The sequence below is a fragment of the Acidithiobacillus sp. TH-A36 genome, assembly GCF_057473445.1.
Window position 1 is genome coordinate 1 of record NZ_JBYCKP010000344.1, and the last position, 9212, is coordinate 9212.

The following is a 9212-nucleotide window of genomic DNA, read 5'->3' on the forward strand; positions in this document are numbered from 1 at the left end:
TGGATCAGCCCCCTCGGTCCTCTGCGCCTGTCCCTGGCGATTCCCCTGGACAAGAAGCCCGGAGATCTTACCCAACCCCTGCAGTTCACTGTGGGAAACAATTTCTGATGCCCCGGTGATATGGGTATGATGCGTCAGTTACTTCTGGGTCTGGGTTTGCTGCTGTTTGCCGTGATGGCCTTCGCGGACCCCATGAAAATCGGCTTTGTCGATCTTGATAAAGCCCTGCGCGAGCTTCCAGAAGCGCAGGTCGGCGCGGCGAACCTCAATAAGCAGGTGGAGGCCAAGCAAAAGGAAATAGAATCCAAGCGCCAACAGATAGATACTTTTCAGAAATCGCTGGAAAAAGATTTCCCGCATTTGAGTAACGCCCAGCGGCAGGATCGTGAAGCACAATTGCAAAATATGATTCTCAGTCTTCAGCAATTTCAGCGCCAGGCTCAGGATAGCCTCAACTATCAGCGCAATCAGATCCTCAAGAATATTCAGACCCAACTGGTCAAGGTGGTCAGTCAAATTGGCCGTGCCGGGCATTATACGGTCATCCTCAATGACAAGTCGGTATTGTATGTCAGTGGTGCCATTGATTTGACCGGGCAGGTGGTGGCAGCCATGAACAGCACGATGAGTGCGGCAAAGTCCGCAGGTAAAAAATAATGAGAGCAACCGGCGCGCATCGTCTCCAGGATCTGGCACAACACATCGCTGGAGAAGTGCGCGGCGATGCGGAATACCTGATTACCGGAATGGCGCCTCTTGATACCGCCGAGGCTGGGGATATTACTTTTTTCCAGGCGAGCAGCCTGCGCAGCTGTTTGCAGTCCAGTCAGGCTGGTGCCGTTATTCTCAGTCCTGAATCTGCCGATGAATTTTCTGGAAACTGCATTGTTGTCAAAAATCCCTATGCGGCTTTCGCTAAAATCATGCAGTACCTGTTTCCTGTGGCCCGGCATGAACCGGGTATTCATCACAGCGCCCAACTGGATCGAAATGTACAGATCCATCCTGAGGTACGCATGGATGCTTTCGTCAAGGTGGCGGCGGGGGCACAGATTGCGGCCGGAGTTTGGCTGGAGGCAGGGGTATTTGTGGGCGCTGACGTTCAGATAGGAGCGGGAACCCATGTTTATCCCGGTGCAAAAATCTATTCTGGTTGCCGCATAGGCGAACGTTGTATTCTCCACGCGGGTGCGGTTATTGGTGCGGATGGTTTTGGGTTTGCGGAAGAAAACGGAAAATATCTGAAAATTCCCCAGATAGGCGGGGTATTGATCGGCAATGATGTGGAGGTAGGTGCCAATACCTGTATTGATCGTGGTGTTCTGACCGATACAATCCTTGCCGACGGGGTCAAGATCGATAATCTAGTGCAAATCGGTCACAATGTACAAATAGGCGCGCATACCGTGATTGCTGGTCAAGCTGGCATAGCGGGCAGTACCCGTATTGGCAGCCATTGCCGGATTGGCGGGCAGGTTGGCGTTACCGGACATGTTGAAATAGCAGATAACTGCGTGATTGCCGGACAAAGTGCGATTACCCATTCCCTGCGTAGCCCGGGGGTTTATTCGGGAGTGGTCCCAGCCCATGAAATTACGCGTTGGCGGCGCATTGTTGCCCGCTTTGACGGGCTGGATACCTTGTTCCGGCGGGTAAAAACTCTGGAGAAAAAATCTGCGCACCAAGCATCATCTGACGGAGAGCCATTTCATGGAGAGTGAACTGAATATTCAGGATATTATGAAGCGATTACCGCATCGCTATCCTTTTTTGCTGGTAGATCGCGTGCTGCATTTGGAGATAGGAAAGTCGTTGCGGGCAGTCAAAAATGTCACCATGAATGAGCCTTTTTTTCAGGGACATTTTCCGGCCATGCCCGTCATGCCGGGGGTTTTGATTATTGAGGCTCTGGCCCAGGCAGCCGCTCTGCTGGCTTTTGTTTCGGAAGATAAATATGGCGAAAATGCCGCCGTATATTTTGCCGGTATTGATAAGGCCCGCTTCCGCAAACCGGTAACTCCAGGCGATCGCCTGGAACTGCTGGCTAACGTCAGTCGGCGTCGTTCGGGAATGTGGCAAATGGAAACCCAGGCACTGGTAGATGGTCATGAGGTGGCTTCAGCCCTGTTGCTGGCGACACTTCGGGAAACTGCTCAATGAGTGTGAATATTCACCCTACGGCCATCGTTGATCCAAGTGCCATTGTTGGTTCTGATTGTAAAATTGGTCCTTACGCAGTGATCGGTGCTGAGGTAGAGCTGGGCGCTCATTGTCAGATTGGTGCGCATGCGGTACTGGAAGGTCCGACCCGGATTGGCAGCCATAACCATATTTTTCAGTTTGCTTCGGTGGGTACGGCCCCTCAGGATTTAGGCTACAAGGGCGAGCCTACGGCACTGGAAATCGGTTCGCACAATACCTTGCGGGAGTTCGTGACGGTGAATCGCGGCACGATAAAGGGTGGCGGTGTGACGCGAATTGGTAGCCACAATCTGCTCATGGCCTATTGTCATGTGGCCCATGACTGCCGCATCGGCGATCAGGTAGTGATGGCCAATGCAGCCACGCTGGCCGGACATGTATGTATTGAAGACCATGCCATTCTGGGTGGTCTTACTGCTGTACATCAATTTGCGCGTATTGGTTCGCACGCTATTCTGGGTGGGGGGACCATGGCGCCCCTGGATATTCCACCCTATATGATGGCTGCCGGGAATCATGCCAGTCTTCATGGTATTAATGTCCGTGGTCTGGCCCGGCGTGGCATTTCCCGTGAGACCATTTTACAAATCAAACGCGCTTACAGAATTTTGTTCCGCTCTGGACAGCGTCTGGATGATGCTATGGAAGAGGTGCGCAAGCGTGGTCTTGATGCCCCGGAAATCGCCCATTTACTGGATTTCATCCAGAGCAGCAAGCGAGGAATTACCCGGCCATGATAAATCTCAAAACAGCCGTGATCGGTGTGGGTCATTTAGGTCGCTTTCATGCCCAGAAATATGCCAATTTGTCCGATCTGCAAGGCATTTATGACGCCAATCACGATCGTGCCGCTGAAGTGGCCCGGGAACTGGGTTGTCGGGCTTTTGCCAGTATTCCTGAGCTGCTGGCTTCAGTAGAGGCCATATCCATAGCAACTCCAACTTCAACGCATCATGCGGTGGCTGAAGAAGCATTGCGTGCAGGAGTGCATTGCCTGGTTGAAAAGCCGTTCACGCTGGATATTCCGGAAGCAGATGCCCTGATTGCCCTGGCTCAGGAACGTCAACTGGTTCTGGCTGTGGGGCATATCAAAAGAGTGCATCCAGCCATTCGCCATTTGCGTCAGGCGGGTTATGGCGCCCCGCGTTACCTGGAGGCAGAGCGTCTGGCACCGTTCAAACCCCGTTCTCTGGATATTGATGTCATCATGGATCTCATGATTCATGATCTGGATCTGACCTTACTGTTGACCGGGGCCGAACCTGTTGATGTGCGTGCGGTAGGCGTTGCCGCAGTGACCGACAAGGCCGACATGGCCAATGCCTGGATTACTCTCAGTAACGGTACCGTAGTGAACCTCGCGGCCTCCCGGGTGGTGCGCGAACCGGCACGACGCTTGCGGATTTTCTGGCAGGACCGTTACGCTTCAGTGGATTTTATCCAGAATACCCTGCACATTTACCATCGCGGAGAAGGCGCCGTCCCAGGTATTCCCGGTGTTCGGGATGAAGCCGTCAATTTGGCTAAAACCGATGCCCTGGCTGCAGAAATTGAAGATTTTCTGGGTGCGGTGCTTAATCAAACTCCAGTATTTTGTGATGGTATGGCGGGTCGCCGGGTATTGGCGGCAGCGCTGCAAGTACGCAAGGCGGTGGATGGTTTTCTTTCCCGCTGAGGGATGGACCAGACCCAGTCAATGGATTTTTAAACAGGATATCAATACATGAGTCATAGTACAGCCATTCCCATGGTCGATTTGCGTGCACATTTTCAGCCACTGCGTGAAGAAATTCTTGCCGGACTGGGAAACATTCTGGATCAGGCGGGTTTTATCCTCGGTGAACACGGTCGTGCTCTGGAACAGAATGTGGCTCAACTCTGTGGAGTAGCCCATGGGGTAGGCTGCGCGTCGGGAACAGATGCATTGTTGCTGGCTCTGCGTGCTTTGGGGATTGGGCCTGGGGATGAGGTCATTGTGCCTACCTTCACCTTTATTGCTACGGCAGAAGCGGTCCTTTACGTGGGTGCCAAGCCGGTCTTTGTAGACGTGGACCCGCAAAATTATGTGCTGACCGCGTCACTCATTGAAGCGGCCATCACCGACCGCAGCAAAGCCATTATTCCGGTTCATCTTTATGGGCTGCCTGCCGATATGCCCGCCATCATGTCTTTGGCGCAGCAGCATCATCTGAAGGTCATTGAAGATTGTGCCCAGGCTATCGGGGCCAGTATTCATGGGCGTGCGGTGGGAAGCTTTGGTGATATCGGCTGTTTTTCCTTTTTCCCCAGCAAAAATCTTGGCGGTGCTGGTGATGGCGGCATGGTGGTGACCAATGATCCGGAACTGGAAAAACAATTACGGGGCTTGCGCAATCATGGTTCATGGCAGACTTATCATCATGATGTGTTGGGTTATAACAGTCGTCTGGATGAAATGCAGGCATTGATTTTGCGCACGGAATTTCCGCATCTTTCTACTTTTAATGCGGGTCGTCAGCAGGCGGCTGCCTGGTATGCCGAGCATCTGGCGGGCCTGGATCTGCAGTTGCCCCATGCACCAGAAGCTTATCAGCATGTATACCACCAATATACGATTCAGCTGGAAGGTCGGGATGCGGTAAAAGCCGCCTTGCAGGCAGAGCACATTGCCAGTGCCATTTATTATCCCATACCCGGTCATCGCCAGAAAATGTTTGGTGATCAGCCTCAAGGTCATTGTCCGGTAGCGGATAAGCTGGCCGAGCGGGTTTTGTCCTTGCCCATGTTTCCCGAGCTGCAAGAGGCGCAGGTTGCCCGGGTGGCAGAGGTGATTCGCCGCACGCTGAAGGATTAAAGCATTGGGCAAGGTGTTTATCCTTGCTGTAGAGCGTTCCGGGGAAAATCTCGGACTGGAAATCATGGAAAATGCGACTGCTGCTGGCCTGAATTTACATTGGTCAGGAGTAGTGGGTTCGCGTTTGCAGGCCGCCGGCGTTGAAAATATTGCCGACGGGGAACCACTTGCCATCATCGGTCTGGTTGAGGTGCTGCGCCATTATGGGGCGCTACGCCGACTGTATCATCAGGTTGTATCGCACCTGAAAAAAGAAAGGCCCACTTGTGTCATCCTGATTGATCATCCGGCATTCAATATGCGCATTGCCAAGGCGGCCAAAGCGCTGGGCATTTGCGTCCTTTATGTGGTGGGGCCGCAGATTTGGGCCTGGCGCGGGCAGCGCATTCACCAGATCAAGCAGATTGTTGATCAAATGCTGGTGCTTTTCCCCTTCGAAGTGCCCATTTATGCCGAAGCAGATGTTCCGGTGCAGGTTCTGGCCCATCCTTTGCTGGCACAGACTACTGCTGCACCCGATCGTTTGACTGCTCGGGCGGCTCTGGGGCTCGAAGCGGAGGATCAGGTCCTCGCCTTGCTGCCCGGCAGCCGGCGTGGTGAGCTGGAAAAACTTTCCCGCCGTTATGCACAAACCGCAAGTATTCTGCGAGAACAAATGCCCCGGTTGAAAATTGTCGTGGCACTGGCTCGTGATGAACTGGCGTCGGCCTGGAACCACCAGTGGCAACAGGGAGCAGGCCCCTGTGATGCTCTGATGGTTATTGCCCAAACCCGCACAGTACTGTCAGCCGCCAATGTGGTACTGGTGGCTTCCGGAACCGCGACCCTGGAAACCGCACTGATGGAACGTCCGGCGGTAGTGGTTTATGCCCTGAATGCCCTGACCTACGCTTTTGCGCGGCGCCTGGTTAAAACCCCTTTTGTGGCTATGCCCAATATTTTACTCAAAGAGTCTGTTTATCCGGAGTTTTTGCAGGATGCCTTTAAACCCGGACAAGTTGCTGCAGCTCTGTTACCCTTATTTACCGAGGCTGGGCACAAACAGGTTCAGCGCCTGAAGCAGATACGTGACTTGTTGCAGGGTGATTCCCCGGAGGCGCTGCAACAGGTATTACGGAAAATGCTTTCATGACGGGTAAATCCAAAAATGGCCAGTGGCATGAATAATTGAGGATGAGTACAGCCAGAATATCTCCGGTTTTGGAGCACTGGGGACCCGAGTGCGCAGGTGTGGATGAAGCCGGTCGTGGTCCACTGGCCGGTCCGGTCATTGCGGCAGCGGTGATTTTGCGCGAACCGCTTTACGGCCTGAACGACTCCAAGAAAATGACCGCCAAGGCCCGCCTGCAATGGGCTGCCAGAATTCGGCAGGAGGCGCGGGCCTGGTCGTTGAGCTGGGCGGCAGTGTGGGAAATTGAGCGCTACAATATTTTACAGGCCTCTTTACGGGCCATGTCCCGGGCTATTGCTGCCCTGCCAGTGCGTCCGGAGCTTGTTGTTGTGGATGGTAACCAGTCACCGCCGGGCTGGCAGGTTGAGACTCTGGTGGGCGGTGATGGTCGGGTAGATGCTATTGCAGCGGCCAGTATTCTCGCCAAGGTGGCGAGAGATCAGACCATGCAGGTATTGGATGCTTATTATCCGCATTATGGTCTGGCCCGGCATATGGGTTATGGCACCGCAGTCCATCTGCAGGCATTACAGCGCTATGGACCTTGTCCGCTGCATCGACGTGGTTTTGCTCCGGTGGATCGAGCCTGGGAGGCAAAGCAGTGAGTGAACCGACTTTTGTTCATCTTCATGTGCATTCCGAATATTCTCTGGAGGATGGCATTATTCCGGTCAAGGCGCTGGCCAAGCGCTGTGCCGAAAAAAACATGCCAGCCGTCGCGATTACCGATCATGGTAACCTTTTTGCTCTGGTGAAGTTTTATAATGCTGCCCGCAGTCAGGGCGTGAAGCCACTGATCGGCAGTGAAATCTGGGTCCACGATGAGAGCGATGCCGACCGCCCCGCCAGCCTGATTTTGTTGTGCATGAACAAAACCGGTTACGCCAATCTCAGCCGTTTGTTGAGTCGCGCCTATCTGGAGGGACATCAGCAGGGCCGCCCGCAGATTGCCGCCGAATGGCTGCAGCGTGCCAGTGAGGGATTGATTGCCCTGTCCGCAGCCGGGCAGGGTGAAATCGGTCGGGCTTTGCTGCGCCGTGATCATGCACAGGCTGAACGGTTGGCAAAACGCTATGCAGACTGGTTTCCCGAACGTTTTTATCTGGAACTGCAACGGAATGACGAAAAAGATCAGGAAAGTCTGCTGCAAGCAACGCTCGGACTGGCCGAAAAGCTGAATTTGCCGGTGGTGGCTACCAATAATGCCCATTTTCTGGATGCCGCCGATTTTGCCGCCTTTGATGCCCGGCAATGCATTTCTGCAGGGCTGACACTGGATGATCCACGCCGGCCAAGACGTTTCACCGCCGCGCATTGTTTGCCGGATCCAGAGGAAATGCGCACACTTTTTGCGGATTTGCCCGAAGCTTGTGACAACACGGTAGAAATTGCCAAACGCTGTAATATGGAGTTGGTGTTGGGCCAATACGCCTTGCCTGATTATCCGATTCCTGAGGGCCAGTCTGTGGATGAATATCTGCATGAAGCGGCTCAGAAAGGGCTGCAGACGCGTCTGGATGCGCTGCAGATTCGTGCCCAGGATAGCCTCCCCTACCATGAACGCCTGCTGCGTGAAGTAGGCGTTATTCAACAAATGGGTTTTCCCGGCTATTTTCTGATTGTGGCGGACTTCATCCAATGGGCCAAGAACAATGGGGTTCCGGTCGGACCCGGACGCGGTTCGGGCGCCGGTTCTCTGGTGGCTTATGCTTTGGGAATCACGGATCTGGACCCGATCAGTAACGGCCTGCTTTTTGAACGCTTTCTGAATCCAGAACGGGTATCTATGCCCGATTTCGACGTGGATTTCTGTATGGATCAACGCGATAGGGTCATTCAGTATGTCGCCGAAAAATATGGTCGCGAACGGGTCGGCCAGATCATTACCTTTGGAACCATGAAAGCGCGGGCGGTGGTCCGGGACGTCGGCCGGGTGCTGGGACTGCCCTACGGGTTTGTGGACCAGCTCGCCAAGCTGGTGCCCGGTGATTTGGGCATGACCCTGGCCAAAGCCCTGGAAGAATCCGAAGAGTTGCGGCGCCGCCAGACCGAAGAAGATGACGTACGCGATCTTCTGGATATTGCCTTGCGTCTGGAAGGGTTGCCGCGCCATGCCTCCACCCATGCGGGGGGGGTTGTCATCTCTCCAGAGCCGCTGGCGGATCGTTTACCGCTATTTACGGACAGTTCTGGTGGTGGTGGTAATGTGACCCAGCTCGACAAGGATGATGTCGAAAAAATGGGTCTGGTCAAATTCGACTTTTTGGGTCTGCGCACCCTGACCATTATTGATATGGCGGTAAAACTCATTAATGCCGCTGCCGTCACGGAGGACCTTGCGCCCCTGGATATTCAGCAACTCCCGCTCGATGATCCAGACACTTTTGCACTGCTGAAATCCACGGAAACCGTGGCCGTGTTTCAGCTGGAATCATCGGGCATGCGTGATCTGGTGCGGCGTCTGCAACCCGATACTTTTGAGGATATTGTCGCCCTGGTGGCCCTGTTTCGTCCCGGTCCTTTGCAGTCGGGCATGGTGGACGATTTTATTGCCCGCAAGCATGGCAAGGCCCAGGTCAGTTATTTGCACGCCAATCTCGAACCCATTCTCAAGGAAACCTACGGCGTTATTGTTTATCAGGAGCAGGTCATGCAATCGGCGCAGGTCCTGGCAGGCTATTCCCTGGGGGGTGCCGATTTGCTGCGCCGCGCCATGGGCAAGAAAAAACCCGAAGAAATGGCCAAACAACGCAGTATTTTTCTGGAGGGCGCACATAAAAATGGCCTGCATCCCGATCAGGCAGGAGCCATTTTCGATCTGATGGAAAAATTTGCGGAATATGGTTTCAACAAATCCCATTCTGCGGCCTACGCTCTGGTTTCCTATCAGACGGCTTATCTCAAGGCCCATTATCCCCAGTTTTTCATGGCGGCGGTTCTGACTGCAGATATGGACCATACCGACAAGGTCGTGGCGATGATCGCCGAATGTCAACGCATGGGCCT

General features: G+C 54.0%; 10 protein-coding genes. All 10 read left to right on the forward strand.

Features of this window, described 5'->3' with window-relative positions; translation table 11 throughout:
* Positions 1–108 (forward strand): BamA/TamA family outer membrane protein (locus AC2VLY_RS09205; RefSeq protein WP_486892048.1); only part of this gene is annotated, 108 nt, incomplete at its 5' end.
* Positions 109–126: 18 nt separating this feature from the next.
* A complete protein-coding gene (locus AC2VLY_RS09210) occupies positions 127–657 on the forward strand; it encodes an OmpH/Skp family outer membrane protein (RefSeq protein WP_193649951.1) in 531 nt (176 codons plus the stop codon).
* The gene (lpxD, locus tag AC2VLY_RS09215) at positions 657–1721 is read left to right on the forward strand and encodes a UDP-3-O-(3-hydroxymyristoyl)glucosamine N-acyltransferase (RefSeq protein ID WP_193649952.1); all 1065 of its coding nucleotides are present in this window, start codon (positions 657–659) and stop codon (positions 1719–1721) included. The genes AC2VLY_RS09210 and lpxD overlap by 1 nt, the downstream gene beginning before the upstream one ends.
* The gene (fabZ, locus tag AC2VLY_RS09220; protein ID WP_193649953.1) at positions 1711–2160 is read left to right on the forward strand and encodes a 3-hydroxyacyl-ACP dehydratase FabZ; all 450 of its coding nucleotides are present in this window, start codon (positions 1711–1713) and stop codon (positions 2158–2160) included. Before lpxD ends, fabZ begins: the two co-directional genes overlap by 11 nt.
* Positions 2157–2939: an acyl-ACP--UDP-N-acetylglucosamine O-acyltransferase gene (gene lpxA, locus AC2VLY_RS09225; protein WP_486892046.1), complete on the forward strand. Its 783-nt coding sequence runs from the start codon at positions 2157–2159 to the stop codon at positions 2937–2939. The genes fabZ and lpxA overlap by 4 nt, the downstream gene beginning before the upstream one ends.
* Complete coding sequence (locus AC2VLY_RS09230) at positions 2936–3877, forward strand: Gfo/Idh/MocA family protein (protein WP_486892045.1); 942 nt, start codon at positions 2936–2938, stop codon at positions 3875–3877. The genes lpxA and AC2VLY_RS09230 overlap by 4 nt, the downstream gene beginning before the upstream one ends.
* Positions 3878–3925: 48 nt before the next feature.
* A complete protein-coding gene (locus tag AC2VLY_RS09235; protein ID WP_486892044.1) occupies positions 3926–5035 on the forward strand; it encodes a DegT/DnrJ/EryC1/StrS family aminotransferase in 1110 nt (369 codons plus the stop codon).
* Between the two features lie 13 nt (positions 5036–5048).
* Complete coding sequence (gene lpxB / locus AC2VLY_RS09240; RefSeq protein ID WP_486922142.1) at positions 5049–6167, forward strand: lipid-A-disaccharide synthase; 1119 nt, start codon at positions 5049–5051, stop codon at positions 6165–6167.
* Between the two features lie 41 nt (positions 6168–6208).
* Positions 6209–6811: a ribonuclease HII gene (locus AC2VLY_RS09245; RefSeq protein ID WP_486922140.1), complete on the forward strand. Its 603-nt coding sequence runs from the start codon at positions 6209–6211 to the stop codon at positions 6809–6811.
* Positions 6808–9212: DNA polymerase III subunit alpha (dnaE, locus tag AC2VLY_RS09250; protein ID WP_486922141.1), on the forward strand; the 2405-nt coding region annotated here is incomplete at its 3' end. The genes AC2VLY_RS09245 and dnaE, both read left to right, overlap by 4 nt.

Coding starts and splice junctions, on each gene's coding strand:
- AC2VLY_RS09230 (WP_486892045.1), top strand. CDS start 2,936: ATGATAAATCTCAAAACAGCCGTGATCGGTGTGGGTCATTTAGGTCGC.
- fabZ (WP_193649953.1), top strand. CDS start 1,711: ATGGAGAGTGAACTGAATATTCAGGATATTATGAAGCGATTACCGCAT.
- lpxA (WP_486892046.1), top strand. CDS start 2,157: ATGAGTGTGAATATTCACCCTACGGCCATCGTTGATCCAAGTGCCATT.
- AC2VLY_RS09235 (WP_486892044.1), top strand. CDS start 3,926: ATGAGTCATAGTACAGCCATTCCCATGGTCGATTTGCGTGCACATTTT.
- AC2VLY_RS09210 (WP_193649951.1), top strand. CDS start 127: ATGATGCGTCAGTTACTTCTGGGTCTGGGTTTGCTGCTGTTTGCCGTG.
- lpxD (WP_193649952.1), top strand. CDS start 657: ATGAGAGCAACCGGCGCGCATCGTCTCCAGGATCTGGCACAACACATC.
- AC2VLY_RS09245 (WP_486922140.1), top strand. CDS start 6,209: ATGAGTACAGCCAGAATATCTCCGGTTTTGGAGCACTGGGGACCCGAG.